The organism is Mesorhizobium sp. M1406, assembly GCF_040317555.1.
Taxonomy (GTDB): Bacteria; Pseudomonadota; Alphaproteobacteria; order Rhizobiales; family Rhizobiaceae; genus Mesorhizobium.
Genome location: NZ_JAMYKW010000065.1, coordinates 1 through 26,559, shown reverse-complemented (window position 1 = coordinate 26,559; position 26,559 = coordinate 1). Strand labels below are relative to the sequence as shown.

Here is a 26,559-nt window from a genome sequence, read left to right as displayed (position 1 = left end):
AGGTCAGTCGAGAGCAGATGGCGGAGAACCGTCGCCGGATTCTGGATGCGGCCAGCCGGCTGTTTCGCGACAAGGGTTTCGACGCGGTCAGCGTGGCGGAAGTGATGAACGCCGCCGGGCTCACCCATGGCGGCTTCTACGGTCACTTCAACTCGAAGGACGACCTGATCGCGCAGACCCTTGCCCATGTCCTCGCCGCGGACTCAGGCGTAGGGGGCGATCTTCGCGCTTATGTGGGGTCCTATCTTTCTCCCCGGCATCGCGACAACTGCGCCGGCGGTTGCCCGACGGCGAGCCTTGCCGCAGCCATCCGCCATCAGGCCCCGGCTGCTCGGTCGGCCATGACGGAAGGCCTTCGGTCGCAGATCGACCGTATGGGCAAGGCGCTCCCGGAACTGGATGCGGCAGACGGACGCCGCGCGGCGATCGGAAGCTTTGCGGCGATGGTGGGGGCAGTGATCCTTGCCCGGGCGATCGATGATCCAACGTTTTCGGATGAAGTGCTGGAACAGACGCGTGCTTGGGTTGATGCGGGGCTTGGTAGACAGTTTGCCAGCCAGCCGGGGCCCTCTGCATGAAGCCGAGAGCGCGCTTAGCGTCGCCACCAAGGGCTGGTACCCATAGCGGGCGACACGGACCTCACAAATGCGTCCGCGCCGCGTCTTTCCCTGCCGCGAGGATCCGATCGGACAATTCGGTCCCTTTCACAGCGCGAGCCATTTGAAGCGCACCGATGACCGTCGCAAAGACAGCAAGCGCCAGGCCTTCCGGGTCCTTGGCCCGCGGAAGTGCCTCAGCCAATTGGCGCACCAAAGCCAGCAAATGGTCGGTATAGGCGTCGCGCGTTTCAGGTGGCTGACGCGCCAACTCCGGCAGCAGCGCGGCTGACGCGCAGCCCTTTCCCGGATTGTCCCGATGCTCGGCCGAGAGATACGCCTCTATGGCCATCTCCGGGCCACCCGAGGCCAATGCTTCCGCCATCTGCTGCGCCTGAAGCTCCATGGCTGCCGCCACGCTTTCGCGGACAAGCTCCGCCTTGGATTGGAAGTGGGGATAAAACGCGCCATTCGTCAGCCCGGCGTCGCTCATGATGGTCGCAAGTCCGGACGCGGCTATGCCGTCGCCGCGAAAGCGGTCGGCGGCTACCTCCATGATCCGGCCGCGTGACGCGTCTTTCCGGCCCTTTTCGTAGCGCATGGCTGCTATTCCTCCTTGCTATTGCATTATAATCATAATCTGATAGTATGACTGTAATTCAACGGGCACAAAAAAGCTAGCCCCCATGAGTTTGGAGCACGAAATGAATATGAATTCGGGAAAAACCGCGATCGTTACCGGAGCCTCCTCGGGCATTGGCCGCGCCAGTGCCGAGGCGCTAGTGCGGGCAGGGTTCACTTCGGAACGAGCCGCCGCAAGGCCAACGGCCCGGACGGGGTGACCATGCTGATTTGCGACGTGACCGACGGTGAGGCCGTCGCCGCACTTGTCTCAACGGTGCTCGCGCAGACCGGCCGGATCGACCTGCTGGTCAACAATGCCGGCGTCGGTCTGCTTGGAGGCGCCGAGGAATCCTCCGTGGCACAGGTGCAGGCCCTGTTCGACGTCAATCTGTTCGGTGTCATCCGCATGACCAATGCGGTGTTGCCGTCGATGCGGCGGCGCGGCGAAGGACGCATCGTCAATATCGGCTCGGTATTGGGACTCGTGCCGGCGCCGTATTCAGCGCATTATTCAGCGGTCAAGCACGCGCTCGAGGGCTATTCGGAATCGCTCGATCACGAGGTTCGTGCCTTCAATATCCGCGTCTCGGTCATCGAGCCGGCATTCGTCCGCACCGTCTTCGACCAGAACGGGATCGAGCCGGATTCTCTGTTGAAAGAATACGATCGGGCTCGAGCCGGGCTCGAAGCGCTCCTTCGCGATGTGATGCCCGTAGCCGACCGACCGGAAGTGGTGGCGCAGGTGGTCGTCAAGGCGGCGACCGAGGCCAATCCGCGACGGCGCTATACTGCCGGCAAGGCAGCGCGGCAGGTCAGCCTGCTGCGCCGCTTTGCCCCCGCGGGAATATTCGACAAGAGCCTGCGCAAGCAGTTCCGCCTGCCGGTTTGAAGAACAGCGAGCAGAAGGTTTCACGCACATGCGATTAGCAACGACAACGCAATTGCCCGGGCCCCACCAGATGGAGGTGCCAAGCATGACGCATGGATTCAATCAGTCGCCCCGCTCACGGGCATCGTTCCAGGACACGCCAACGCGCTCGGTGGATGTCGGCGGCACGGCGTTCGTCTACCGGGAACTCGGCCCCAAGACCGGCGTACCGGTGATCCTGCTCAACCATCTCGGCGCTCAACTGGACAATTTTGATCCACGCATCGTCGATGGCCTCGCCGCGAACCGTCGAGTGATTGCCTTCGACAACAGGGGCATCGGTGCTTCGGGCGGCAAAACGCCGTCAAGCATAGCCGGGATGGCACGGGATGCGGTCGCCTTCATCAGGGCGTTGGGGTTCGAGCAAGTCGATCTCTTCGGCTTTTCGCTCGGCGGCTTCGTGGCGCAGGAGATTGTGCTGACCGAGCCCACGCTTGTGCGCAAGCTAATCCTGGCCGGCACCGGGCCGGCCGGTGGCGAAGGCATCGACAAGGTGACGCCGTTGACGATCATCGACATGATCAAGGGGGCGCTTACTCTTCGGGATCCGAAATACTATCTCTTCTTCACAAGGACGGCGAATGGGCGCCGCGCCGCCAAAGCTTTCCTGCAGCGGTTGACGGAGCGCCAGGCCGATCGCGACAAGCCGGTATCGCTGAGCGCGTTCGGCGCCCAGCTCAAGGCGATCAAGGCTTATGGACTGCAGGCGCCGCAAGACCTGAGCGCCATCCGCATTCCTGCCTTGGTTGCGAACGGCGATCACGACAGGATGGTGCCAAGCGGCAACACCCACGATCTCGCCCGGCGTATCCCTAGAGCGCAACTGGTGATCTATCCCGATGCCGGACATGGCGGGGTTTTCCAGTACCACGCCGATTTCGTCTTGAAAGCCCTGGCCTTCCTTGATGCCTGACGCCTCTCGTCCGGGCGGTTCCCTCCCGGAGCATCAACAAACATTTTCAGAAAGTCACTGCCATGAAGGCATTCGTCGTCGACAAATATAGCAAGAAGGACACTCTGCGATTGGCCGAGATGCCGGAACCGGAACTCGGGGATAGCGATATCCTGGTCGAGGTCCACGCCGCGGCGGTGAACCTCCTCGATTCCAAGGTCAAAACCGGAGAGTTCAAGCTTATCCTGCCTTATCGCCGGCCCTTCATCCTGGGCCATGACGTGGCTGGGACGGTTGTCCGCGTGGGATCGAAAGTCCGCAAGTTCAGACCCGGCGACGATGTCTATGCGCGGCCGCGCGATGGCCGGATCGGGACATTCGCCGAGTTCATCGCCATGGATGAAGCCGACGTGGCCTTGAAGCCCAAAAACCTCAGCATGGAAGAGGCGGCCTCGATCCCGCTGGTCGGTCTGACCGCCTGGCAGGCGCTCATCGAAAGGGCAAACCTGAAGAAAGGCCAGAAGGTCTTCATTCAGGCTGGCTCCGGCGGCGTGGGGACATTCGCCATCCAACTGGCAAAGCACCTCGGCGTGACGGTTGCGACCACTGCCAGCGCAGCCAGCGCAGACCTGGTCAAGGGGCTCGGCGCCGATGTCGTCGTCGACTACAGGAAAGATGACTTCGAGAAAGTCCTGTCGGGCTACGACGTGGTCTTGAACAGCCAGGACGCCAAAACGCTTGAAAAATCCTTGAATGTGCTGAAACCGGGTGGGAAGTTGATCTCGCCGGATCCCGACTTTGCCCGGGAAAAGGAACTGAACCCCGTGCTGAGGCTGATACTGCGACTGTTGAGCCGCGGTATCCGGACCAAAGCCAAACGCCGGGGCGTGGGGTTTTCGTTTCTTTTCATGTGGGCGCAGGGTGATCAGCTGGGCAAGATCACGTCGCTCATCGAATCCGGAGCAATCCGCCCGGTTGTCGATCGTATCTTTCCGTTCGAAGCGACCAATGAGGCTCTGGCCTATGTCGAGACAGGACGTGCCAAGGGCAAGGTGGTCATCAAGGTCAAATAGCAGTTCCCTTTTTTGGAACGCAAGACGGCCTATATCCGCTCATGGCGCTACTTGCTCGTTCCGGTGGCCGCCGACCGACTGTAAGAAGCGAGCGAGTTCGGGTGCCTCTTTCAAGGCAGGTTCTGCCCGACAAGAATCACCGTTTGTTCTCCCTAAGCGTTGTTTAGCGTACTTTCAAGGCGATGCCCTCTATTATCGTGGTCGAACAAGGGTACGTGCTGCCTCTGCCCCCGCCGTCAGGATGCGGTCGGACAGTTCTGCGTCGTCAACCGTCCGGGCCAGTTGCAGCGAACCGATAAGGGTTGCGAAGACAGCCATCGCGACGCTTTCCCGGTCGGCAACCTGTGGATCGAGTTGATCGGCCAGTTGATGCACCAGGGGCCGTACATGCTCGGTGTAGAGGTGACGCGTCTCGGCTGGCTCACGGCCGAGCTCGGACAGCAATGCCGAAGATGCGCATCCAATGCCGGGGTTGTCCCGATGCGCAGCCGACAGATAGGTGTCGATCACCATGTCAGGCCCGCCGGCGACCAGCAGTTCCGCAATCTGTTGTGACTGTTCTTCCAGCGCCGCCGACACACTCTCGCCGACCAGCGCCGCCTTCGATTTGAAGTGCGGATAGAAAGCCCCGTTGGTCAGGCCGGCCTCGGTCATGATGCCGGCTAGTCCGGTGGCGGCAATGCCGTCGGAGCGGAACTTCTGCGCTGCAATCTCCACGATGCGGCGCTTGGATGCCTCCTTCCGGCCCTTTTCGTAGCGCATGTCTGCTCCTGCGTTTCCACCATTGCATTATTATCGTAAGGTATATAAGTGATTGCCATGCAATAACACGTCGCTGGTAAGAGTTCCAGCGTTTGGAGACAGCGATGGCCTCAGATTCCAGAAAAACCGCGACAGGGACCCATGGTCATATCGATGTTGAAGAGCACGGCAAGGTACTCGTCGCTCGTATCGATGGAGGACCGCATGCCTTGTTCGATGCTGCGCTTACCAAGCAACTAAAAGAGCTCGTTGATCGCGCAGACCGTGACCCGAACATTCATGCAGTCGTCTTCACTGGCACGCACCCCGATCGATTCTTGAGCCACTCTGATGTTACGTGGCTCCAACAGGGTGGTATCGGGTTCCCGCCGATCAACACGCGCATCGCCGGAATTGTCACTCGCATGGCGAGACTCATCAATAGAATCCCGATCGTTAGAACGCTTGCGGGAATGACGCGACTCAAGACGCTTTTGCAGCTCGATAGCTTTCACGCGACTTTCCTGAAGATGAATGCAAGCGGCACTATCTTTGTCGCGGCACTCAATGGCTCAGCGCTTGCCGTTGGCGCGGAGTTCGCTTGGGCGTGTGATTTGCGTATCATGGCGGACGGTGACTTTGTCATCGGCCTTTCCGAAGTCCTACTCGCGCTTACACCAGGCGGTGGCGGCTCCCAGCGACTACCTCGCTTAATTGGCGCCCAGCGATCGTTAGCCGCCATTCTCGAAGGCAAGCCGTTCACGCCAGCAGAAGCCCTCGCGCTTGGCGCAGTCGACGAGGTCGTTCCTCAGGACGAGGTGCTTGCACGAGCCATAGAACGCGCAGAATATCTGAGCCGCCGACCCAAGCAATCTCTTGGGGCGATCAAGCGATCCATCTACTTTGGCAGCTCGCTCCCGCTGGAAGAGGGCCTGCAGCTCGAGCATGCTGAGTTTCTGGTGAGGGATCAGTCCAAGGAAGCTCAGCAGTTGATGCTCAACTACATTGCTGCGACGGAAGCGACCGGCGAGCTGCCACTTATGGACCGGAAGATCTATGCGCGTGCGCTGACCGCGGGGCGTTTGGGCGACTAGCGGCTCCAGTCCGCTTGTGTCACCCGCCCGCCATCGAGGGCACTACACGCGGTCGGTCCAACTGGCTGACCGTCGATTAGCCCTGCTTTGATCCATTCAAGCGTTCGCTGACGAGTGGCGTGGGCGCGCGGCGGCGCTGAATAATGCGCGCCAAGGATATTGGCCGTATTCCGTCGAAAATCCGCAGAGCGAAACTGCCTTGACTCTGCCAGCCGCGACGGGTCAGCTCCGGATTGTTGATGTGACTCCCTCGACGGCAGCTTTTGGGAAATCGCTGCGCCAGCCGGTTTAACCCACGATGGTTGGAGCTGGCGTTGAGGCATCCTGACCTCGTAGTGTTGATCGAGAGTGGATCGAGCTAAACAGAAGCATAGTCCTCGGCCGTCAATGCTCGCGGCTATTCCTGGAATTGCGCCCCCACCTTCTATTGATCGGAGGCCTGACCAAAGTCTTATTTTATCGGCGCAAAGGTCCTATGGAACCGCATTGGTTCTGGGAACGATCCCCGGATGTTCTGTATTTTAGTCAATACTCACTTAGAGAAACTGCTGGGAGCGAGTATACTTTAGCTCAGACTAACGGTTCCCCTTTGCCGGGTTTAAGGCGAAAAAGTAATAAGAAATGGAGGGCGAGAGACACGAGCATAATGTCGTTGAGACGTCAGGGGGTCGGCGCGCGACCATAAGCGCCGCTGGGGGGAAACGCGATGAATGCTACCAGTTTGCAATTGCTCACATTTTCGCCTTCAACGACAATAGGGCGGTGCAGAACCTGACCGTCTATGGCCGGGTGCCGCCGCAGATGACGCCCTCGGCCGGCGTCTATACCGATACAGGTCACGATCACGCCGTATGCCTGGCGGTCGTAACCGATCACAAATTCCTCGGAGGCGCCGTCCAACTTGCCTTTCAGGCCGGCCTCGAGTGCCGCACCGCTACCATCGACGAAGGTGACCAGCGCCGACAAGGACACAGCCGGACGGCGCAAGACGGCTGGGGCTAAGTGGCTCGCCTCCAAAGGCTAACCTGCCTTGCCTGCATAAGAGTTGAACGCACCGCGTCCACCATGCTTGCTGCGTAAAGGGCGAGGTCGGCTTTCCGCAAGAGTTCGTCCAACGAAAGACCATCATCGGGCGCAACCGATATCCCAATGCTGGTGCCGATGGACACCGTGCACCCGCAGACCTCGAACGGCTCCTGCATTGCCGCCACCAGACGACCTGCCAGGACCGCGGCACTGACTGGCGATGAATATCGGTCTGCACAATGGCGAACTCGTCGCCGCCGAGACGAGCGACCGTGTCGTGCTCGCGCCGCTTGCACTGGCCTTTTTGGCGTGGCGAGCGCTACGAACTGTCGACGCCAATAGGTCGGAACGTTTCCGGTGCTGCCAAGAGACATGCCTTTGGCCCGCCGAAACTTCGTCCATCCATCGCGCAGGCCCTTTGGCGGGCCAACTTTCTGCCAGGAACCATTCCGTCCCGGTTGGGTTCGGCGTGTAGGCACATGTTCCGAAAGCCCCGAACATGACAGAACTTGATCGCTCAAGGCAGAAGGCTATTGCCGAAATCGTGCGGCGTTGGATGGGCACGGAAGTCCTCCGCCGGCACCTGCGCAAGCTCCTCAACTGGCGGTTCGAACCTGATCTGCCGCCCAACGTTGCTACATTGGTTGATGAATTGACCGCACAGGACCCGATGCCAAGCGGGACGACACACAATCACAGCGCTAAACACTCTGCCCCCCGATGACGCAGCGATACAATATGGTAAAAACGCCTGAAGGCACGTGGGACATCATCGACATGTTCACCGGCATGCCTGTTGTCGAGGTGGGTGTTCCATTGATCGACATGCCCATCGATGAGGCCGACGATCTGGTTGATCTTCTCAACTTTCGCGACAGGAAGCGGCGGCAAGACAGCTAAGGCCACCGAGTCTGCCATATTGGCCCTAGCGGCCCGGCGTCGAGGGTGGAGGGGCTGGCGCTGAGCCTAAACCGGTACGGGGTACTTCGCCTGCTGCATTAATATGTGCTTAAGCTAATGTACGTGCAAAGGGGTTCTTCAGACGGGTGTTCAACGCTGTTGCACCTGCGCGAGCAGCGCCTCAACCATAGGGAGCATGTTTCTAACGATGATCGCATCGCCCGCTGCATTTGGGTGGTCGTTGTCCGCTTGCAGCAACTCCCGATGCCCAGTCACGCCCTCCTTGAAGTCGGCGTAGAGCAAGTCTCCATGCTTGGTCGCCAGCTCGGAGAACATCTTTGAAAAGGGCTCGGCATAGTCAGCCCCCTGCCCAGCAGACAGCATAGACGAGCAATAGTCATAGGCCGCGGTTCCAACCACCAGCACGGGAACGCGCTTCTGGTCGAGGATAGTCAGAATCTGGTCGAGGTTCGCGCGCGTATGATCCAGGTCGATACGAGCGCAATCGTTCTGACCCAGTTCAACGATGACAACGTGGTTTGCAGGGTTCGCCTGCAGGTCAAGGCCCTCCTTGGATTCCGCCAGCCAAGCGAGACCCCGTTTGCTGGTCCCCGTGTACCCCACCTCGGCAATTGTCACTGGGTGCCCGGCAGCGTTCAGCCCAGACTTTAGCTTGGTCGCAAAGCTCTCAGTGGGAGCTACTCCACCGCTGTTGATGTAACTGTCGCCGAGGGTGACGATTGTCGGAAGTGCATCCTCGGCATCCACGTTGCCGGCTAACCCCAACATTGCGGAAAATGCGGCAAGGGCCCCAAACGAAACGTCACGCACTTTTGTCATGGTCTACCTCCCTGCGGGACCATTAGGGCCTATCCTGGCCTAACGTCCATGGCAGTCTTCTCAGGGATGATCGTCTCCAGGAGCAGGCGCAGTGCCGGAATGTCCCACTGGCCGTCGCCTAGCGCATAAAGCAGGGCGCCGTGTGTCTCGTCGGGGTCGACCTTGAAGGTCTGATAGAAGGAGCGGCTGGCCGCCACCAAGCTCAAAGCCGATCTGAAGGCGCCTTCGCCTCCCGTTCGGCCCTTGTTACACACTTGCCGGCTTCGTGTCCCGAATTGAATCGAACCGGCGCGTCACGACAACGTGCCAGTCGGACCGTTCGGTCGGAACCTGCAAGCGCGTATAGCTGCTGACGTTGCACGCCAGCTAAATGATCATGGTGGGCTGGCGACGCTAGGTATCAATGGCGGCAAATCGTCGAAACGGCATTTACCCATTAGAGCTCGGCCTGGCGGGCATTCTTTCCGCAGCCAACACCCGTCCGCGCACCTCATTGCCCAGCGTCGCTATCATCGGGACAGCGGTTGCGGCGCTGTATTTCGGGCGCGAAGTGTTCCTGCGGATCGCCATTGCGCTGCTTTTGACCTTCGCGCTTGCGCCCGTGGTGTCGGCTTTGAAGCGCGTCGGCATTCCCCGCCTTCCCGCTGTCATCGTCAGTGTGCTCGGTGCTTTCGCGGCACTCGCTCTGTTCTCTTTCATTGCCGCATCGCAGGTTAGCGAACTGGCGCAGAACATCCCGGCCTACCAGACAAACATCCTGACGAAGATCTGGTCGCTCAAGGAAACGGAGCAGGAGGAGGGATCATTGCCAGATTGAGCCAGGTGATCGAGCGCGTCGCGCGATCGATCTGCAGGAAACGTCGCCGCCCGCCGCCGACACGCCAAACCTCGACGACAGCGCACACGAAGAAGCGGTCGAAGAGGATGAGCCGGCCGCCGCCGGGTACGGCAAGAGGGATGCGGGAAAAGAAACAGCCGGGGAGGGCAAGGAAGCCGAGGACGACAACGGGGTGCAGCCACATGCGGCCGGGGCTGAAGCGCCATGCCTGATCCAGCGCGCCGGCCATCAGCCGCTTGCCGAAGCCACGGCCGATCAAGGAGGGGAACAGGGCGCTGCTGTTGTACAATTCGACCATGCCGAGATACGCGCCGGCCTCGTCATGATGTAATAGAGATGCTGGCGCGGAACGGCAAAATGTGCCGCGATCTCGGCATCGGACATTGCGGAAACGCGATCCCACAGCCCAGGGCGCGCCGATCTCGAGGAAGATTGCCCGATGGGAAGCGCAGTCGGGCATTGTGATCCGGGTCAACGCCAGAGGTTGCGCGAGATCGGGCTGCGGAGCGCGCGCCTCCATTCACGTCACCGGATTGGCGAACTTGCCAAGCCACAGGCGCCGGTAGCCAATGGAAAGATCGGTGATTTCGGCTGGCATCGTGTCTTCGCTGATCAACGCATTCCTCGTCATGTCTTCCAGACAGCAGTATCGGCGTGCTGCATCCGATGCGAACTCCCAGCGGCATCGAACGGGTGCGTGGCCGATATGGCGTTGGGCTGGATTTCCTCGGCAAAATCTATCCTCGAGGAGCCGATCCAGGAGGTGGACGGTAACATGCGGGCGGCCAAGGAGCGCACGACGAGCTACATCGGCCGCTACAGCGCCAGGCTACATATCGGCGAGGCCTTCATTTCGGAAATCGATCTGCGCAAGTAAAGGAAATCCATCCCATCGCCGCGATTCCCCTCCTTATGCGGCACAGGTGCCGAGTATCGGGGTCATCGTTTTCACATGCTCATCAATCCGCTCGAGCACCTTCTCCGGAATAACGGCCCGTTCCGGAAGGCTCCACCAATGATCGTTGACGCGCTCGACGACCTTGATCACCGTCCTCAGCACGGCCGGCTCTGGCAGCCTTGCACGGTTGGCCAACGCCTTCCATCGAGGGGCAGCGAGCGCCTTGAAGGAGCGTTCGCCGCCGAGCGAGAGCGCCATCGAGTCGGCGGGATTATAGGGCACGGTCGACAGGACGTCATAAATTGGCGCAAGCTCTGGCTTGTCGCCCGTGCCCCGGTAGATCAGCGACCAGTTTTTGAGGTGCATGTCGCCGTTGCCGGTGATGACCGTCAGCGCCAGACGGCGCACGAATTCGAGCGCGGCCGTCGGCGAGACGGCCGCGCTCATGGCTGAGGCAATGTCATGATATGCGGCGCCCTCATATTTGCGCGAGGGATAGACACCGAAAACCTGCGCGAAATCCTCGATATGGACGCGCTCACGACCAGCGACGCGATCGAAGCGTTTGACGAGGAGAACCTTGCCGTCCGACAGCGTGTCGAACTCCTCGGGAATTCCCTCGAAATCGGATTTCTCGACAAGCTCGCGCTCGGGCACGTCCATGCCGATCGCCGCCGCCAGCGCTAGGTTGGCAAACTCATTTTCAGAGACGCCGGGGAACGCCGACGATGGAAATTTGGCGATGTACTGGCCTTGCTCGTCGCCCATAGGCAAGGTCAACCCACCTCCCTTGCCGGTGTTCTTCATCACAGAGAGTTTCATCTGTACGCCCGCGAGCGAGAACCGGGCTTTTGGCCTATCCTTTGAGGCATCCTCGGCAACCGCCGTCGTGGCATCGCTCGGCAAGACACGCACGGCGCCGGGAAGATCCGCACCCAGCGCGGCCAGCAGATCAAAATCGTTTCCTGCGCGCACATTGCCTGCGTGGTGTTTCTCCATCGCTTCGCGCAGTTTGTCTTCTGGAAGAAGGTTGGCGAAGAATGCAGGTAAGGCCCCGGCAAGAGGCTTTGGATCCTTCCGCAATCCTCCTGCCGCCGCGCGGAAAGAAAGGCTAAGGATGGGAAAGCCCCCGGTCGCTCGATAGGCGTCGTCGAAATTGAACGCATTGAAATCGCCTGGCGTCCTGACGATCGTTCCGACCTTCAGATCGTTCAGCAGCACGTCAAGGGAGGGGATGGCCTTGGGTGCTTTAAACATTCGGGGGACGATCATCCTCGTCGGGTTGGGAAACAAAGGCGGGGAGATCGTCGTCATGCGGCCGCAGCAAGGACTTGACGGCAGGAACCATGGACTGTGGGATCAGCATCATTTCCAGGCCTAGGGCGCGGGTGATGTTCATCAGGGTGGTCGCACGTGCCGCGGCTGCGCCCGTTTCGATGTCGCGATATCGGGGACGCGATATGCCGGCCATGTCGGCGACCTGCTCCTGCGTCAGCGACGCGGTAAGCCGCGCCTGCTTCAGCAGGTGACCTATTTCAAGCAGGGCCGCAGATTCCGATGGCATGGTGATACTTATGCGTTTCATTCCAGACTGGTTTGATACGCATAAGCATCTTTTCCTCCATTAATGTCAAGGAGTCTGATCTGTTTGAAGATCATTTGTGATATAAATGAACTGTTTGGGGATCGCGACGCAAGAAGTTGCACGCTGGTCATCCCTCAAAGAGCGGCAAATGGCCGGCGCGACTTTAGGCAACGCTGCTTCACTAGCAGCCGGGCCGGCCATCTGCAGTACGCTGGGCCGAGACCGCACACTGCCTGCGAGGGATCCGGCAAGCGCGCCGCTATTCGGTCTTTGCCGGCACTTCTTTCTTTATAGTTTGAGTGTCCGCAGCCTTCGACATATCGGCCTTCTCGACGCTCGCTGTTTTCTGCGTTTCGACCGATGCCTGTACCTTCTCGTGATATGGGCAATCGGCATGGGCAGCGGATACGGACAGGGTCAGCGCGGCGGCCATTGTGAGGAATGTTTTCATCGTCTCCTCCTCATTCGTTGAAGACGCATCGTAACCTGTCTGGTGCCGACCCGAAAATCACATTCCAACTCTAGGCCAAGGGGTACTTCAAGACCCGGTCGACTCCACGCCCCGCACCAACAAAGACGTCATCCCGCAGGTTTTCGGATTATTTTTAGGGCGCGGAACACTAATGAAGCGCACTGCGGAAGGCACTGGTTATCTCTGCGATGATTGACAACACACCGGCCGCGACTGCGATGAGGCGACGATCATCGCGCCGGGGATTGCGAGGATCGGACTATGAAAGACAATATTCGCCATTACATGGAGAGCGCTGTGACCCTGGACTACATCATCCCGACCGTCGACACAGCGAACGGGGATATGATCCTGGTGTTCAAGACCGAAGACGCCAATGGCGGGCGCTCATTCCGCATGTATCCCGAGAGGGTGCGCAGTTTCGTTCCCATTTCTCCCTGACGATCCGGTAGAAGGCGAACTGACTCCCTGAAATCATTCCGCACACGAAACGATCAAGCCACTGCCTCACGGTGACGGGCTTTTTCGTTGCCATCATCGGCCGGCGTCGAGTTCATCCCCGAGAATGGCGGCGGCGCTGGCGTGAGGCTGCGGAAAAGATAAGTCGCGCGTTATATTTTCTGCTGTGCGATGCAGAACCATAGGAGTACGATCGAGGTCGCATTGACGAATACTCGACTTGGCAACTATATGTCGGTAATGGGCATAACATTCGCTGTCTCGGTCGCGAACTTGTTTCTGATATTCAGCTTCGCTCACACAGCACCAGCTTCAGCAAAACTGGCGCTAGCCTTGTCAGTTTTTAAGATATCCTGTTTCGGCGCTCTCGCAGGAAGGTCAACTCTCCAGGAGATCAAGGCACTCAACCAAGACTATATCGAGGCGAAACTGGAAACCCACCACGCGAGGTACGCCGCCGAGGTCCCGACAGATTTGTTCGCCCCGTTGACGGTAGGTCTCCTCGTCTTGATTGGGTTGGTACAACTCTGGATGCTGTTTACTATTTGAGGCGACTGATCGGGTCGTAGAGCAGCGCCTGGCGGGCTCAGCAAGAAGATATTGGTAGCCGTTCGTCGTCATCCACCGAGCGCGGGCAGCCGTGACCGTTCATGGTGAAGATGCGGACCTTGCCGGCGTCAAAGACGATCTGCGATCGATAGCCGTCGAACTTGACCTCGTGAATCCATCCGCCCCCCTCGGAAGGTTCCTCTACGAGCGGCGGAGCGCCGCACGGAAAAAGGCCTGGTGGCCCGTGCCCTGCCTCCCCCGTCAGGGCGCTGCGGCATTGTCAGGTTCGCAAGGCGGCTGGCCTTTGAAGTCACGAGCAAGGCATCCATACTCGTCGAACGTCTGCCCGGTTTCCCTCGCAGCTTTGGCCATACCGCAGCCCGATATGGCCAGGCAGGAGAGCAGAGCAATCGCAGTTCTCTTAGCGAGCATCGATTCATGTCTGTCTCGGGGTAACTTAAAAGCAAGGATTCCCGTCCGGAAAAACGCGAGGCTGCATTGTGACTTCTCTGACATCTGACATTCCTCTGACAGCTTCGTCATAAGGCTTCGAACATCCTCCCGGCAGGGCTCCAGTCCCCTATTGGCCGGCGCTGCGGGACAGGAGAAATGGATCGGACGCGGTAGCCGCCTGAGCCTGGCGCGTGCGGGTGATGCCCCCATCTCCCGTCCGGACCGCACCGCGTCCTTAAAGCCCATTTAGCATGCCATTGAGGTGTGAGAGGGTAACATGCCAGTGAACGACGAGCGCAACCAACCCCTCCGCCGCTCGTTGACCCTGGTTGATCCCAGCACTCCAGGCCCTGCCGCCTTCCCACAGGCGGGCTTTTTTGATCTCAGCAAGATCCTCAAAGGCTCAGAGCAGCAGGTGAATTGCCAGAAGCTCGATGATCAGCAAAACGGCGCACACCGCGCCCCCAAGGGCATAGCCTCGCCAGTACTGGCGGATATCCTCATCGGTTTGGAATGCTTCTACCCAGAGCGCTTGAGGGGCGAGGCCAAGGCAAATGGGGACCGGCATCGTGGCGGGCACGACTGTATCACGCGCTAAGGCAGGTCGATCCGACATGCAGGCGGCCCTCTCGACCGCGAACAAGTCAGCATATTAGTTGTCTCTAACTAATGGCGCAATCGCCTTCGACTGTCCGACGTGCACAGGCACACATTCGCCGGTCTGTATGACATCTGCCTTGCTCTTACCAAAGGGCAGCGGGTCGTCGGCAATGATCTGGATGCGGACGACAAGAACATGGTCGTCATCACCGGCGCCAACCAGGGCGGCAAGTCAACGTTTCTGCGCGGGGTTGGCCTTGCGCAATTGATGATGCAATGCGGCATGTTCGTGCCGGCGGCCTTTTGCGGCAGTGTCTGTGATGGCGTCTTCACACACTACAAGCGCGGGGAGGATGCCACGATGAAGAGCGGCAAGCTGGACGAAGAATGAGCGAGATCGTGGATCATATGGCATCCGGCTCAATGGTCCTGTTCAACGAGTCGTTTGCCGCGACGAACGAAAGAGAGGGATCGCAGATCGTAACCCAAATCGTAAATGCGCTGACCGAGGAGGGATCACGGTCTTCTTCGTCACGCATCTGTACGAGTTTGCACATGATCTTCACGACACGAAACGGCCTGGCGTGAAATTCCTGCGTGCCGAAAGGCAGGCGGATGGCTCACGAACTTTCAAGTTGAGTGAGGCTGAGCCGTTGCAGACAAGCTACGGCGAAGATCTGTATCATAGGATATTCGAGGCCCCTTCGACCGGCTATGAATCCCACCAGTAGTAGCATGCATGCCGCAAGTCCAAGCACGCGGGGAGGCCGGGTCGTAGAGGCAGGACGATCTGAGGACCTTTTTGACAATCCGCAGAGTCCACGTCTTCGGCGCTTTTTGATGCTGTGCATGCCCGGCCACGTGCGTGATGATCTACAGTCCACGTTAATAGCGATAGGGACGAGGATAAACTAATCCGTCACTTTACACGCGGAAGATCGTTTGGAATGCGAACTTCGCAGGCGACCGCAGAATGAGCTCGGCTCTTCGCGGGTACCACTCTCCACAATGCGCCAAACGCGGCCGCTCTCGTAGGATAGCGAGTAGCCACCTGCGGTTATTCTCGGACGGGAGAAACCCGATCGCTGCCCCAACGAGATTGCCGCTCTCGCGGCTCTTCAAATGGCGCGCAGCCAAGCCTCCCAACGCGGGTCGTACATGACATCGCGTGCGCGCATATACTTCCAGACACCGTATTTCTGTAATCGAAATCCCACGTCTTGAGCTTGCGATTCACCACCGCCCAGGACGCCCATTTGACGTCGGCCAATGCGCGGTTGAGCATAACGCGGGCGACAATATCAGGTCTGATCGAGCCATAATATTGCTCGATCAGCTCAAGGATGAGTTTCTCTTCGTAGAACATTTCCGCAAACAGGACGCCGAGTTCGTAGGCGCGCTCATTGTTGGAAGCGAACTCGTAGTCGATCAGCTTCATCGGCAGCTGGTCCGCGGTGCCGCCGAGGCTGATCAGGAGTTTGCCGGGCATCGGGTCATTGAAGCAGGGAACGAGATCCAGGCCGGACGCCATGAATGCGGATCTGGCTTGCTCGTAGCGATGTTCGATCCACGGCATGGCAGGCGGAAAATGCGAGCCGAGCTGGCGGCCATGGTCGATGTGCTCATCGATCATGTCGAAGATGGTTTTAGTCAGCGACAGCGCCGGGCTCGCGTGAACACGGCGATAGATGTCGAGAACCGCGCTCTGGATCGCGGCGTTGGAGAAGTCCGCATTCGTACGGGCCCGATATCCCTGGAGGAATTCGCTGATCTCGACGCCGTCGACAGGGTCGAAGAACACGACCCGAGGGCCTACGCCAATGGCATGCGCGTTGCGTGCGGCCTGGTTGGCGACCACGCGGTCGACGAACATTTCCGATCCCGCGCCCGGGACCTTGACGAAATAGATTCGGCTGTCTCCGGCGACCTCGACGACCCAATTCTGGTTCATCAGGCCACCGACGAGTGCGCCATAGCGGATATCGCGGCCCTGCCATTGCGGCACCCGGCCGATGACCTGTTCCAGCGTGCGTTCGTGATCGTTGGCTGCCTGGCCAAGGGGCTTTCTGACGGACATCAGATCCTCCGCAGCGCTTGGCCGAAGCGCGGGTCGCGCAGGGCCATCCGGCAACGCAGGAATCGCCAGCTGGCGAATTTGTAGAATTCATGCGTATCGCGCGACGACTTCGCCGCAACCAGCGCCCCGATCAGGCCCCAACGCAAATCATCGGCGATTCCGTAGAGCCACGCCCGGTTGAAGGCTCTTTCGTCGAAGCCGCCGGTCATGCGCGAAAAGGCGTCGCGGGCTTCGGGCACCTCGTCGAAGGCCTCGACAAGAAAACTGCCGAGATCTTCCAGCGGATCGGCATTGGCCGCCCGGTCCCTTTGCCGAGCTCAGCCACCTGTTCGGCCGGCTCGACCCAGCGCACCCCACGACGAAGTCGGTCCTGAAAGTGGTTGCAGGCACGATTGAAGACATCCCAGTGCACCGGCTGCATGCACCCGACGCCACCGCCTGGGGACGCGCCGGCATGCTTGCCGGCCTGCTGTTCCGGCTGAGCCGTCTGCCGAAAGGGGAGGGGCATGAACGCCGCTTCCTCAACGATGCGCTGATCTTTCACCAGGCCGGTCTGCTGGGCGCGACGGTCCTGACCGGCAATGTTCGGGATTTCGATTACCTCAACCAGCTTGTTCCGTCGGTGCGTGTGATCTTCTACCGACCGGTGACAGACTTGCGCCCGCAGGGTTGAAAGCGTCTGTGGCAGATATGCCCGTGCACCGTGATCGTCCACCCTCTTTTAATGACCACCAGTCTTCAAAAAGGTCGCTGACACTCTCCTGCGACCGTTGAAACGCGGGCGACAACGGCCATTTCTAACGTAAGGACAAAAACGAGCGATAATGCCTCCGCGCGTTCGACTGGGGCACGTCGCATCGTGGCCTGCATCCTTCGCTAGGGGCTGCCTTCGCCAATTCCTGCCAGCCCTTGCAGCTGGGAACTGCATCATGCGGAAACCATCGGGGGGTGACCCCGCTGACTTTCATGACCTGTGATTCGCTCACGCACAGATGGCATCAGTCGAACAACCTTCGCCTGCCAGTGAACACTCAATGCCCAATCGATTGCACTGTTTGTCAAACAAGCGCTGGAAACATGGTGCTGTGCGTAGAAGCAATCCGCCTGCCCATCACCACTGGGGCAGGAAGTCCGATCGATCCCCGTAATCCGTTATTTCACCGGGCCGCGTGCTGCGCGAACGTCCGCCGGGCGAACGGAGCCCTTGGTCTCACCGAAGTGGGCCAGAACGAAATTCGCAAGCTGAGCAACCTCAACATCTGAAAGGATGGGAGCGAATGCCGGCATCGTTTCTCCTGTTCGACGCTCTTCGTTCGATGAGCCCTGCAGGATTACCCGCAGCAGATTGGCCCCCTTCGGATCGGCGAAACTATGGGCGCCGTCGATTGCCGCGCGCGGGTTAGATTTGCCCAGGGCATCCCACCCGTGACAGGCGGCACAGGCGCCGGCAAACAGTTTGCGCCCGGGATCATCGGATGTCGCGGAGATCTGATCGAGACCGGAATTCGTGCGAATATTTCTGTCCACGCTTAGTGAGAGACCGGTGGAAACGGCGGGCACTGTTCGCAAATATGCGACGATGGCCTCGATGTCGGTTTTCGGAAGCTTGCTCAAGCTGAGATCGACTGCCTCGCGCATAGAACCAGATGCTGATCCATGGCCATCAGAATGGCCACTGGCAAGATAGTCCGCAATCTCGCCGTCAGTCCACCAGCCGATGCCGGTCTGGTTGTCGCTTGTGATATTCCAAGCTTTCCAGCCGTCGACCTCGGCCCCGGACAGAGCTTTGCTTTGCACCCGCTGAAACATGAGGCCACGAGGGGTATGACACTCGCCGCAATGGGCGAGCGCCTCGACGAGATAAGCACCCGTGTTCCACTGCTGGTCGTGCGCGAGATCGGCCTTCATTGCGTCGTGCGGGACGAAAAGAATTTTCCAGGCTCGCATCAAGTAGCGCTGATTGAAGGGGAAGGCGAGTTCACTCGGTCGGGATGCAGCCGCCACGGGCTGAAGCGTACTGAGATAGGCTCGGATGGCTAGAACGTCGTCGTCGGAAAGAAGCGCATAGGACGCATAAGGAAACGCCGGATAGAGATCCTCGCCGTGTTTTCCAACTCCCGCCTTCACGGCACGGACAAATTCTGCGTCGCTCCAAGCGCCGATCCCTTCGACCGGATCAGGCGTGATATTCGATGAAAATATTTCTCCGAACGGAAGCGCAAATGCGACCCCTCCCGCGAATGGCTTGCCGCCTTTCGCCGTATGGCAAGCTGCACAGTCGGCGGCGACCGTCAGATACCGGCCACGTTCCACCAGTGTCGTACCGGTTGGCTGCCTGCTGCTGGCAGAGACCTCATTCAGACCGTGGGGCCAAAAGAAGAATGCCGCCGCGCCCGCGGCGCAGATCACGGCGACCACAGCCACCGAATAGATTGCTTTATGAAATCGCGTCACGGCCGATACCTTTTTGAATTCGACTGACTGAGCGAGCCCGGGTTACCGGGGCCTCGGCTTGCCGAACACGATGCGTCCCCATTTAGGGCACGATCTCGTAGCCAGTTGTTCCGGGGGTATATTGTAGGATTCAGGCCCGGGACCGCCGGTCGCTGCGAACTGGCTCCTTTGAAACCCACGCAGCGCTGGATGATACAATTCTTGGAGCCCGTCGTTGAGTATCCAAGCGCGAGGCGTGGTCCGTCCGTGCATGCGCTCCGCTGAGGGAGCTGTTGCCGACGATCCCCAAAGCGAGATGAAAAATCGATGAAAACCCTGATGGTCAACGATCGTCGTTACGAGGTGGACGTTCCCGATGACATGCCACTCCTCTGGGTCTTGCGGGATGTCATGGGGATGACCGGTACGAAATACGGCTGTGGTATCGCTCAGTGCGGGGCCTGCACTGTCCACCTCGACGGCGAGGCCGTTCGGTCTTGCCAGATTACGATGGCAATGATTTCCGATCAGAGGATTACCACCATTGAGGGCGTAGGTTCGACTGAAACCGGCAAGCGCGTGCAAGCCGCGTGGCTGGATAAAGAAGTCGTCCAATGCGGATACTGCCAGTCGGGCCAGATCATGTCGGCGGCGGCACTCCTGAATGTTCAACCACTTCCGTCAGATGAGGACATCGATGACGCGATGGCCGGCAACATCTGTCGATGCGCAACTTACATGCGAATTCGTGAAGCCATCCACCAAGCTGCATCAGTGTGAGGGTCCGATGATCGAAAACCTTGTTTCACGCCGCGGGTTCTTGAAGGGAACCGCGCTTGCGACCAGCGGCCTTCTCCTCTCGTTCGGGCTGCCCGGCGTTCTGCGCAGTCGTGCCGCGTTGGCCGAGAACACGGCGCCGAATTTCGCTCCGAATGCATTCATGCGGATCGACGGGGACGGGGTCACGCTCATCATGCCGCACACCGAAGTCGGGCAGGGCATCTATACTTCCAGCGCCATGTTGTTGGCCGAGGAGTTGGAACTCGAGCTGGATCAGGTGAAGGTTGAAGCAGCGCCTCCGGACCTGTCCAAATACATGGATCCGATCTTGCACGATCAGGCGACGGGTAGTTCGACATCCACTCGATCGGATTGGCTACGCCTGAGACAGGCCGGTGCTGCCGCTCGGCTTATGCTGGTTGCCGCAGCGGCCGCGCGCTGGGGGGTGGATGCCGCCACGTGTCGGGTCGAGAAGGGCATTATCCGGGATACTTCCTCCGACCGAGCGCTCTCCTATCTCGATGTCGCCACCGAGGCCGCGCTGCAGCAGGTCCCACAAGCGATACCTTTGAAGAAGCCCTCAGAGTTTCGACTGATCGGCACTCGAGCCAAGCGTCTCGACACGCCGGCCAAGGTCAACGGCTCTATGGTCTATGGAATAGACGTCCGCGTGCCGGACATGAAGCATGCCACGCTTGCACTCAGCCCCGTGAAGGGAGGTTCGATCGCCTCGATGGACCTCGCTGCCGCGCGAGCAGTTCCTGGCGTCATTGAGATCGTGACGTCGGCCGGTGAGGCGGTCGCTGTCATCGGCGAACATATGTGGGCTGCGAAACAGGGTCTGGAAGCTCTGCAGATCGAGTGGAACGCGGGAGTACATGGAACGGTCAGCACCGGTTCGATCATTGCGAAGATGAAGGCCGCCTCGCAGTATCAAGGGGTGGTGGTCCGCGACGATGCGAACGCTGTCGAAATGATAGAGGGCGCCGCGATCAAGTTGTCGGCGGTCTATCAGTCTCCATTCCTTTCACATTCCCCGCTCGAACCTCTGAACTGTACGCTCCATATTCGTGATGATGGCGCGGACCTTTGGGTGGGCACGCAAGTACCGGTTCGAGCCCAATTGGCCGTCGCCCATGCGACCGGCCTGGCTCCCCAGAATGTCACGGTGCATAACCTGCTCATGGGTGGGGCGTTCGGCCGACGGCTTGATATCGACACGATTGAGGTCGCTGCGCGTCTGCTGAAGGACATCCGCTATCCCGTCAAGCTCGTTTGGACGCGCGAGCAGGATATGATGCACGACTACTACCGGCCCTATTACTATGACAGGGTCGCCGCGGGCCTGGACAAGCATGGGAAGATCGTCGGTAGGACGCATAGGGTCACGGGTTCGTCCATCTTCGCCCGATGGGCGCCGGCCGCTTTCAAGAACGGGATAGATCCTGACGCAGTAGATTGTGCCGCCGAAACGCCCTACGACGAGACTGCCGTCTTGGCGGATTACGTTCGCGACGAGCCCGATGGCATGAATACAAGCTGGTGGCGCGGCGTCGGGGCGACCCACAATCTCTTCGTGATAGAAAGCTTTGTCGATGAGATGGCCCACGCCGCAAAGCTTGATCCGCTCACTTTTCGCCGCCGGATGTTGACGAAAAATCCCCGCGCTTTGGCGGTCCTTGATCTTGCGGCCGAAAAGGCAGGTTGGGGCAAAAGCCTGGCGCCGGGGCGGGGGCGTGGAATCAGCCTACAGGTGGCGTTTGGCAGCTACCTCGCCCATATCCTTGAAATCGAGGTCAGCGCAGATAACACGATCCGGCTGCTTCGTTCCGTAATCGCTGTTGATTGCGGCATCACCATCAACCCCGATACTGTAAGAGCGCAGATGGAAGGGGGCGTCCTGTTCGGACTGAGTGCTGCGATGTTCAATCAGGTGACTGTCACGAATGGCGCAGTGGACCAGGCGAATTTCGACAGTTATCGCGTCCTGCGGATCAACGAGGTCCCTCGGATAGAGGTTTACCAAGTCGTAAGTGACGAAGAGCCTGGAGGCGTGGGTGAGGCAGGAACAGCCGCAGCGGCAGGCGCGCTGGGGAATGCCATCTTCTCGGCCACAGGTAGACGAATTCGCTCGCTTCCGCTAGCCTGCAACCTGATATAACTAAAAGCTGCCCAGCATCGTAACTGGGCGCTTCCGCATCCTTGCCGATCTCATCGTGTGAACACGGCCCGAAGTAAACTCCGGGGTGCGTCATGTGCCTGATCAAGGTGCGCGCGGAACTCCGGAAGTCGCGGATGCAGTATCTATAGAGGCTTCAACGCTCATGCCCGGTCCAAGGCGCTCCGCATTCGCCTGATCCGGGTCGATTGCGATCTTGACTGAAATCCGTTGTGGTATTTTGGTGAAGTTGCCAATCGCATTGTCTGTGCGCAAGACGGAAAACTCCGAGCCGGCGGCAGGCGATACCTCCTCAACCGTTCCCCGAAAACGCGCGCCGGCAAGCGCGTCGACAGTGAACAAGGCTTTTTGACCGGGTAGGATAGCCGCAGTCTGTCCTTCCTTGAAATTGGCGATCACCCAACGGACGGAGGGAACAAGGAAAAGTAACTGGCTGCCGTTCGTCACGTACTGTCCTCGTCGGGCGCCTACGTCGCTCAGCCGGCCTGCTTCCGGGGCAGTTACAACCGTGTACCCGAGATTAATTTCGGCCATCTGCAGCTGCGCACGCGCGCTTTCGACACTTGCCTCCAAGGCCTTTTCATTGATTTCAGCGGCAGCTTTGGTCTGCACTGCACTCTCGCGGCCCGCCTGCGCTTCCTGAAGCCCTGCTGCTGCTGTATCTTTAGCCGCACGTGCAGTGTCTTCGCTGCTGATCGAGCCTGAACCCTGCACTGCCAGGTAGGCCGCTCGACGAAAGTCCGCATTGGACTTAGCCAACTGAGCCTTGGCGCTAGCAATCTTTGCGTCGCCGGTCACGATATCGGCCACCCGCTGCGCGATGGTCTGCCGATTGCTTGCGAGGTTCGCAAGAGAAAGATCCAGATTGGCCTGTGCTTCTGCGACTTGGGATTTGTAGATGCGATCGTCGATCCGAAGCAGTTCTTCGCCCGCGGCGACGTTCTGATAGTCGCGTGCGGTGATCCGGTTGATGTAGCCGCTCACTTGCGGGCTGATTACGGTCGTGTGGCCGCGGATATAGGCATCGTCGGTCTTCACGATTGCCGTCGCGAAGGGTGGCAATTGCCAAGCCGCGAGAATAGCCGTCACCCCGCCAGCGACGAGCAATAGCGCGATCAGGTAGGACGGGAAACTCGTGGCCGCCGGGCGCCAAGAGCTCGGAACCGCGCCGGCCGGAGTTTGCAAAGGGCCGCCCGGAATGCCTTCGGTTGCAAGGGAAGGAGGTGTGCTCATGAGAGATTTCTCCGGGCTTGTTTGAAGACCGCGATCAGGACCACGCTGAGAAGCATGAGAAATCCAAGGGTCGCGACCAAAGAAATGGCCAGATAGACGTCGTTGTAGGCCGCCATTCGAGCGTTCAGGAGAATCTGCTGTGATAGTGCCTGGACACCTTCCGCGGCTCGTAGCGTGGGATCAGCAAGGACTGCCGAGTATTGTGAAGCGAGCGTTGAGGCGGTTCTCATCACCGTCGGGTCAGACCTCTCGACCTGTGCCGCAAAGTTCGCGAGATGATATTGCTGAGCGTGAAACAGGTAACTCTGCAAAAGAGAATTGCAGATCAGGGTTCCGACCGATTGAGTAATGCCGAAAACCGCGATGAAGCTTGTAAGCCCCACACCCCTCCTGATGAGCACCTGCCCGAGACCGAAAATGAAAACCGGGCCAAAAAACATGGTGGTCGCCACACCCATCATCGCCTGAGATACCATCAGCTGCTGCCCCCTTGTTTGAAGGCTCGAGGATGAATCGAGAAATGCGGCGGTCGCAGCGAATGCCAGCGAGATCAGGACGAGAAGGGGGAGGCGTGTCGGGGAGGCGAGGGCAGCGCTCGTTAGAAGACCAACGCCTGCACCGGCCAAAATGACCAGCGTTAGCGGTCTGAAGTCGTCGTTGGTGAGACCGAAGTCTCGCAGCATCGAGATTACACCGACCGCTTGTTCCGATTGAGCGAGCCGGCAAATAACGGCGATCATAGCCCAACGCACGAACGTGCCCGCGCTTAGCCATCGCACATCGATCAGCGGGCGCGCCCGGTGATACTCGATGGCAGCCACCAGCGCCAAGCACGGTAAGGCCGCCGCCAGGCACCAACCGATCCAGGATACGTTCGTCCACCATAGATAGCTCCCGACACCCATCGCCGCCCCGAAAAGTCCGATACCCGCCGCGTAGAGGCCGAAGGTCAGGGCGTCGAGCAGTTCAAATACCCGGGCCCTGATGGTTGGCGGGAGGCGGACGATCATCACGAGACCCAGGCTGACAAGGGAAAGTCCGAGCTCGAACAGATACAGTCCGCTCCAGCTATCAAATGCCAGGAAGTCCTTCGGAATAATCCACGCGATAGGCAGGGCGAGCTGAGGGGTGCCTAGTCCAAGCGTGACGGCCATCAGCCGACGTGTCGCGGACATCGCCTGGATCATGTAGAAGACACCGAGCGTGCTCATCGCTGAAGCACATATTCCGCTAGCCGCTCGCACAAGGATCGCGCTGGCCAGACTGCTGACGAGAAGGTGCGCGGTGATCAGGACGGCTTGCAAGGTAAGGAAAATCAGACAAAACGATCGTATACCAAACTGTTGGCGATATTTGACGAGAATGCAGCCGGTGATAGCATTCGTCACCAGGTAAACTGCGGGCAGCCAGGCGATCTCGCTGGTATTAAGTTCCAGCGCGCCTTGCAGGTAAGGCAGGTTCGCCGACACGAGGCCGTTGCCCAATGCGCCTGTCATTCCCGTGATCAGTGAGGTGATCCCGTAGATTGCGCGTCTATGCGGCGGATGAACAGGCGTCCCCGGAGATCCGGGGACCGGAGGGCGTTCGCTTTCCGCATACTCGAACGGCTCATCGTCTTCGAAGAAATGCCTGCGTCTTTCACTCACCGGATTTCGGGTGCTCAACCACCCTATCCAGCCGCCCACCGTCGACAGCACGAGCACACCCTTTCCTTGGATCCATGCCTAGCACCAAGTTGGTCACCAAGCTTGACGAAAGGATAGCCATGACCGAGACGGACGATTGCACAATCGTGCCCTTTCGTTCTGCGGCTAGCTCCGAGGCCGAAACTTCGGTTGTGGCATCATGATGAGACAAGCACGCCGCATCATTGTGTTCGAAGCATTCGGACGCCGGTATGAGGCCCTGCTGGACAATCGTGACTATGTCTAGAGCGCGACCCTGGGCTGCGTGAATTCGAGCAGTGTCGCCTCCCCCTGGAAAATATCGCCGTATGAGACCCCACCGAGGCTGCCACTGCATTGATACCCTCGGTGCGACGAGACCTGTCCAATTCGGTTTTTAAAAGGTGATTATCTGACCGTTTCAGACAAATTTGGACCTCATGGGGATCGAACCCGATCGGATCCACCAATTCGCTCGACAAGGAACGCCTTACGTTTCGGATTGTCCGGTCGATGTCCGCCGGACACAATTGTCGGCTCTCAGCTCGCCTGTCAGAAAAGGATCTCTTATGCGCTCTTCCTCAGCAATCGCTGCAACTCTTGCCGCGGCATCCCTTCTGGTTTTTCGACCGGCGTTCGCCGCCGAACATGTTGAGGTTCGGAGCCTGGATTGCGACGTTTCCGCAGGGATCGGCGTCATCGTCGGCTCACAACAGGATATCGCCTGTGTTTTTAAGCCGTCGGCTTCCGGCGCGTCAAAGTCCTATATCGGTAAGATTACCCGCGTTCGGCATTGATGTGGGCGAAATAAAGGCCGCCAAACTGGCTTGGCTGGTCTTTGCCCCTGCCAATCGAAATGAGAGCGCCTTGTCTGACACCTATGCTGGCGTTAGCGCGGATGCTGCGACCGGGCGTGGCCTCGGGGCCAAGGTTCTTGTTGGGGGCGAGCATGGCACGATTTCGCTGCAGCCGATTTCCCTCGAAGAGGATCAAGGTTTCAATATTGCAGTGGGCATCACGTCTCTGACGGTTGGGCAGCCGACTGATCATTCCGGTTGGCTCGGAACGTGTCTCAGGCGCGATCGATCATCGGGCAAACTTTGGGCGCTTGGCGCCGGTGCGCAAGTCCGCCCGTTGACCCGACTGCCTCCCCGATCATGCCATTACGCTGCCCCTCGGACCCAAGTGTTGAATAAATCCGACGAGGAAGAGGCCATGACTACGATTACCCCAACCGAAGCCTTGGCGAGAGCTTTGAAGCGGGCAAGGGCCGAGAGACGACGGCACTTCGCGGTTGCCGCAATCTGCGGGGTCGCGGCAATGACAGGAATGGCAACGCTTCTCTTGGTTCCACCGCCATCGCTTGGGACCTTGGCAGGCCTCGTGTTGGTAGCGGGCTGGCTCCAATTCATCGAAGCCGCAACAAGCCGCGACACCGGATCTCGTTGAATCGCATCGTTCCGCCGAGAAGGTGAAACAGGATGACTGATTTCCATTTCCCGTCAATGAGACCGATTGCTGCCTCAGCCGAGCAACCGGGACTGCAGTCGAACCGACAGTATCGAGCCTTACCTTTTGCGGTATCTTTTTTGGCACTACGTGCAAATTTCGTGCGTATTGCACCC

At 59.3% G+C, this 26,559-nt stretch carries 26 protein-coding genes and 6 pseudogenes; 17 read left to right on the top strand and 15 right to left on the bottom strand.

What is annotated here, in order from left to right:
* On the top strand, window positions 1-578 hold a 578-nt coding region (locus NKH03_RS29710), incomplete at its 5' end, for a TetR/AcrR family transcriptional regulator (RefSeq protein WP_352972420.1).
* Window positions 579-639: 61 nt separating this feature from the next.
* Here NKH03_RS29710 and NKH03_RS29705 read toward each other — a convergent pair.
* Entirely contained in the window at window positions 640-1,197 is a 558-nt protein-coding gene (locus NKH03_RS29705; protein ID WP_352972419.1) for a TetR/AcrR family transcriptional regulator, read from the bottom strand.
* Window positions 1,198-1,300: 103 nt separating this feature from the next.
* Between NKH03_RS29705 and NKH03_RS29700 the strand changes: the two are divergent.
* From NKH03_RS29700 to NKH03_RS29690, 3 genes and pseudogenes are all read left to right on the top strand, one after another.
* Window positions 1,301-2,109: pseudogene (locus tag NKH03_RS29700) on the top strand (oxidoreductase).
* Window positions 2,110-2,194: 85 nt separating this feature from the next.
* Window positions 2,195-3,061: an alpha/beta fold hydrolase gene (locus NKH03_RS29695; RefSeq protein WP_352972418.1), complete on the top strand. Its 867-nt coding sequence runs from the start codon at window positions 2,195-2,197 to the stop codon at window positions 3,059-3,061.
* 62 nt (window positions 3,062-3,123) lie between these two features.
* Entirely contained in the window at window positions 3,124-4,113 is a 990-nt protein-coding gene (locus tag NKH03_RS29690) for an NADP-dependent oxidoreductase (protein WP_352972417.1), read from the top strand.
* Between the two features lie 192 nt (window positions 4,114-4,305).
* Here the strand turns inward: NKH03_RS29690 and NKH03_RS29685 are convergent, their stop codons facing one another.
* Entirely contained in the window at window positions 4,306-4,875 is a 570-nt protein-coding gene (locus NKH03_RS29685) for a TetR/AcrR family transcriptional regulator (RefSeq protein ID WP_352869778.1), read from the bottom strand.
* 104 nt (window positions 4,876-4,979) lie between these two features.
* On the opposite strand from NKH03_RS29685, the gene NKH03_RS29680 reads away from it, so the two are divergent.
* Together NKH03_RS29680 and NKH03_RS35100 are read left to right on the top strand one after the other, a co-directional pair.
* Complete coding sequence (locus NKH03_RS29680) at window positions 4,980-5,948, top strand: enoyl-CoA hydratase/isomerase family protein (RefSeq protein ID WP_352869780.1); 969 nt, start codon at window positions 4,980-4,982, stop codon at window positions 5,946-5,948.
* 753 nt (window positions 5,949-6,701) lie between these two features.
* A pseudogene (locus NKH03_RS35100) lies at window positions 6,702-6,782 on the top strand (spore coat protein U domain-containing protein); the annotation flags it as partial.
* Window positions 6,783-6,946: 164 nt separating this feature from the next.
* Here NKH03_RS35100 and NKH03_RS29670 read toward each other — a convergent pair.
* Window positions 6,947-7,348 (bottom strand): diguanylate cyclase domain-containing protein, encoded by a 402-nt coding sequence (locus NKH03_RS29670; RefSeq protein ID WP_352869782.1) that lies wholly within the window; start codon window positions 7,346-7,348, stop codon window positions 6,947-6,949.
* A gap of 364 nt (window positions 7,349-7,712) precedes the next feature.
* Between NKH03_RS29670 and NKH03_RS29665 the strand changes: the two genes are divergently transcribed.
* Window positions 7,713-7,874, top strand: coding sequence for a hypothetical protein (locus tag NKH03_RS29665; RefSeq protein WP_352869784.1), 162 nt, complete (start codon window positions 7,713-7,715; stop codon window positions 7,872-7,874).
* Between the two features lie 150 nt (window positions 7,875-8,024).
* Here NKH03_RS29665 and NKH03_RS29660 read toward each other — a convergent pair whose 3' ends face one another.
* On the bottom strand, window positions 8,025-8,714 hold the full coding sequence (locus NKH03_RS29660; RefSeq protein WP_352883909.1) for a GDSL-type esterase/lipase family protein: 690 nt from the start codon (window positions 8,712-8,714) through the stop codon (window positions 8,025-8,027).
* Window positions 8,715-8,758: 44 nt separating this feature from the next.
* Window positions 8,759-8,914, bottom strand: a pseudogene (locus NKH03_RS29655) (histidine kinase); the annotation flags it as partial.
* Between the two features lie 203 nt (window positions 8,915-9,117).
* Between NKH03_RS29655 and NKH03_RS29650 the strand changes: the two are divergent.
* Entirely contained in the window at window positions 9,118-9,531 is a 414-nt protein-coding gene (locus tag NKH03_RS29650; RefSeq protein ID WP_352883910.1) for an AI-2E family transporter, read from the top strand.
* Here the strand turns inward: NKH03_RS29650 and NKH03_RS29645 are convergent.
* Complete coding sequence (locus NKH03_RS29645; RefSeq protein ID WP_352883911.1) at window positions 9,491-10,072, bottom strand: hypothetical protein; 582 nt, start codon at window positions 10,070-10,072, stop codon at window positions 9,491-9,493. The two genes, NKH03_RS29650 and NKH03_RS29645, sit on opposite strands and share 41 nt — an antisense overlap.
* 177 nt (window positions 10,073-10,249) lie before the next feature.
* On the opposite strand from NKH03_RS29645, the gene NKH03_RS29640 reads away from it, so the two are divergent.
* Complete coding sequence (locus NKH03_RS29640; protein WP_352883913.1) at window positions 10,250-10,429, top strand: hypothetical protein; 180 nt, start codon at window positions 10,250-10,252, stop codon at window positions 10,427-10,429.
* A 33-nt stretch (window positions 10,430-10,462) separates the two neighbouring features.
* Here NKH03_RS29640 and NKH03_RS29635 read toward each other — a convergent pair whose 3' ends face one another.
* From NKH03_RS29635 to NKH03_RS29625, 3 genes are all read right to left on the bottom strand, one after another.
* Window positions 10,463-11,722: a type II toxin-antitoxin system HipA family toxin gene (locus NKH03_RS29635; RefSeq protein ID WP_352972422.1), complete on the bottom strand. Its 1,260-nt coding sequence runs from the start codon at window positions 11,720-11,722 to the stop codon at window positions 10,463-10,465.
* Window positions 11,700-12,035 (bottom strand): helix-turn-helix domain-containing protein, encoded by a 336-nt coding sequence (locus tag NKH03_RS29630; RefSeq protein WP_502911005.1) that lies wholly within the window; start codon window positions 12,033-12,035, stop codon window positions 11,700-11,702. The genes NKH03_RS29635 and NKH03_RS29630 overlap by 23 nt, the downstream gene beginning before the upstream one ends.
* Before the next feature lie 259 nt (window positions 12,036-12,294).
* On the bottom strand, window positions 12,295-12,486 hold the full coding sequence (locus NKH03_RS29625) for a hypothetical protein (protein WP_352869795.1): 192 nt from the start codon (window positions 12,484-12,486) through the stop codon (window positions 12,295-12,297).
* 282 nt (window positions 12,487-12,768) lie between these two features.
* Between NKH03_RS29625 and NKH03_RS29620 the strand changes: the two genes are divergently transcribed.
* The 4 genes from NKH03_RS29620 (at window position 12,769) to NKH03_RS29605 (ending at window position 15,156) form a co-directional block, all read left to right on the top strand.
* Window positions 12,769-12,948: a hypothetical protein gene (locus NKH03_RS29620; RefSeq protein ID WP_352869797.1), complete on the top strand. Its 180-nt coding sequence runs from the start codon at window positions 12,769-12,771 to the stop codon at window positions 12,946-12,948.
* Window positions 12,949-14,251: 1,303 nt separating this feature from the next.
* Complete coding sequence (locus NKH03_RS29615; RefSeq protein ID WP_352869798.1) at window positions 14,252-14,566, top strand: hypothetical protein; 315 nt, start codon at window positions 14,252-14,254, stop codon at window positions 14,564-14,566.
* 198 nt (window positions 14,567-14,764) lie between these two features.
* The gene (locus tag NKH03_RS29610; RefSeq protein WP_352869800.1) at window positions 14,765-14,959 is read left to right on the top strand and encodes a MutS-related protein; all 195 of its coding nucleotides are present in this window, start codon (window positions 14,765-14,767) and stop codon (window positions 14,957-14,959) included.
* Window positions 14,956-15,156: a P-loop NTPase family protein gene (locus NKH03_RS29605; protein ID WP_352869802.1), complete on the top strand. Its 201-nt coding sequence runs from the start codon at window positions 14,956-14,958 to the stop codon at window positions 15,154-15,156. The genes NKH03_RS29610 and NKH03_RS29605 overlap by 4 nt, the downstream gene beginning before the upstream one ends.
* Before the next feature lie 469 nt (window positions 15,157-15,625).
* Here the strand turns inward: NKH03_RS29605 and NKH03_RS29600 are convergent, their stop codons facing one another.
* Both NKH03_RS29600 and NKH03_RS29595 read right to left on the bottom strand, forming a co-directional pair.
* Window positions 15,626-16,645 (bottom strand): choline/ethanolamine kinase family protein, encoded by a 1,020-nt coding sequence (locus NKH03_RS29600; protein ID WP_352972415.1) that lies wholly within the window; start codon window positions 16,643-16,645, stop codon window positions 15,626-15,628.
* On the bottom strand, window positions 16,645-16,854 hold the full coding sequence (locus NKH03_RS29595) for a hypothetical protein (protein ID WP_352869806.1): 210 nt from the start codon (window positions 16,852-16,854) through the stop codon (window positions 16,645-16,647). Before NKH03_RS29595 ends, NKH03_RS29600 begins: the two co-directional genes overlap by 1 nt.
* A 101-nt stretch (window positions 16,855-16,955) precedes the next feature.
* On the opposite strand from NKH03_RS29595, the pseudogene NKH03_RS29590 reads away from it, so the two are divergent.
* A pseudogene (locus NKH03_RS29590) lies at window positions 16,956-17,318 on the top strand (type II toxin-antitoxin system VapC family toxin); the annotation flags it as partial.
* 479 nt (window positions 17,319-17,797) lie between these two features.
* On the opposite strand, the gene NKH03_RS29585 reads toward NKH03_RS29590, so the two are convergent.
* Window positions 17,798-19,099 carry a cytochrome c gene (locus tag NKH03_RS29585; protein WP_352869808.1) on the bottom strand — a complete coding sequence of 434 codons (1,302 nt, stop codon included), beginning with the start codon at window positions 19,097-19,099 and terminating at the stop codon, window positions 17,798-17,800.
* Between the two features lie 306 nt (window positions 19,100-19,405).
* Between NKH03_RS29585 and NKH03_RS29580 the strand changes: the two genes are divergently transcribed.
* Together NKH03_RS29580 and NKH03_RS29575 are read left to right on the top strand one after the other, a co-directional pair.
* Complete coding sequence (locus NKH03_RS29580; protein ID WP_352869810.1) at window positions 19,406-19,858, top strand: (2Fe-2S)-binding protein; 453 nt, start codon at window positions 19,406-19,408, stop codon at window positions 19,856-19,858.
* A gap of 7 nt (window positions 19,859-19,865) precedes the next feature.
* Complete coding sequence (locus NKH03_RS29575; protein ID WP_352876601.1) at window positions 19,866-22,019, top strand: xanthine dehydrogenase family protein molybdopterin-binding subunit; 2,154 nt, start codon at window positions 19,866-19,868, stop codon at window positions 22,017-22,019.
* 102 nt (window positions 22,020-22,121) lie between these two features.
* Here NKH03_RS29575 and NKH03_RS29570 read toward each other — a convergent pair whose 3' ends face one another.
* Both NKH03_RS29570 and NKH03_RS29565 read right to left on the bottom strand, forming a co-directional pair.
* Complete coding sequence (locus NKH03_RS29570) at window positions 22,122-23,270, bottom strand: HlyD family secretion protein (protein ID WP_352972413.1); 1,149 nt, start codon at window positions 23,268-23,270, stop codon at window positions 22,122-22,124.
* Window positions 23,267-24,973, bottom strand: coding sequence for a hypothetical protein (locus NKH03_RS29565; RefSeq protein ID WP_352869815.1), 1,707 nt, complete (start codon window positions 24,971-24,973; stop codon window positions 23,267-23,269). The genes NKH03_RS29570 and NKH03_RS29565 overlap by 4 nt, the downstream gene beginning before the upstream one ends.
* Window positions 24,974-25,374: 401 nt before the next feature.
* Here NKH03_RS29565 and NKH03_RS29555 point away from each other — a divergent pair.
* Window positions 25,375-26,383 (top strand): annotated as a pseudogene (locus tag NKH03_RS29555) (DUF992 domain-containing protein).
* Here the strand turns inward: NKH03_RS29555 and NKH03_RS29550 are convergent.
* Window positions 26,370-26,552, bottom strand: a pseudogene (locus NKH03_RS29550) (winged helix-turn-helix transcriptional regulator); the annotation flags it as partial. The pseudogenes NKH03_RS29555 and NKH03_RS29550 sit on opposite strands and share 14 nt — an antisense overlap.
* Window positions 26,553-26,559: the final 7 nt, after the last annotated feature.